Source organism: Lysobacter sp. TAB13, assembly GCF_052113885.1.
Lineage (GTDB): Bacteria > Pseudomonadota > Gammaproteobacteria > Xanthomonadales > Xanthomonadaceae > Lysobacter > Lysobacter gummosus.
In genome coordinates this window covers 1-604 of record NZ_JBFRDR010000093.1, presented here as the reverse complement: position 1 = coordinate 604, position 604 = coordinate 1, and the positions used below count along the sequence as shown (strand labels likewise).

The window sequence follows — 604 nt, the reverse complement described above, 5'->3', positions numbered from 1 at the left end:
TCGTTGCCCCCGCGCACACGCCGGCTGCAATTGTCGAGCGCCTCAACCGCGAGATCAACGCGCTGCTCGACCAGCCCGAATTCGTCGCGGCGCTCGATCGCGACGGCGCGATTGCGCGCCGCGAGACGCCGGAGGGCTTCGGGCGTCTGATCGCGTCGGAAGGGACGCTGTGGCGCGATATCATCACGCGTGCCAGCATCAAGGGCGGAGGCTGAGCGATGTTGCAGATTGCCGTGCCATGCATGCTGATTCGGGGCGGTACGTCGAAGGGCGCCTATTTCCTCGCCGAGGATCTGCCGGTTGGCACGGCCGCGCGCGACACGTTCCTGCTCGCGGTCATGGGCTCACCCGACAAGCGCCAGGTCGACGGGCTTGGTGGGGCGCATCCGTTGACGAGCAAGGTTGCGATCGTCTCTCGCTCGAACGAGCCGGACTGCGACGTCGATTTCCTTTTCGCGCAGGTCGGCATCGAGACCGCGTCGGTCGACACCACGCCGAACTGCGGCAACATCCTCGCCGGTATCGGTCCCTTCGCGCTGGCGCGGGGCCTCGTTCGAGCAGAGGGCGCCAGCACCACCGTCCGGGTTCGGACGCTGAACACGGG

The 604-nt window shown here is 67.5% G+C and carries 1 protein-coding gene and 1 pseudogene; both read left to right on the top strand.

Annotated features, from left to right (window positions below; all coding sequences use genetic code 11):
• Positions 1–215, top strand: a pseudogene (locus AB4Y92_RS25285) (hypothetical protein); the annotation flags it as partial.
• A 3-nt stretch (positions 216–218) separates the two neighbouring features.
• Positions 219–604: PrpF domain-containing protein (locus AB4Y92_RS25280; RefSeq protein WP_441822115.1), on the top strand; the 386-nt coding region annotated here is incomplete at its 3' end.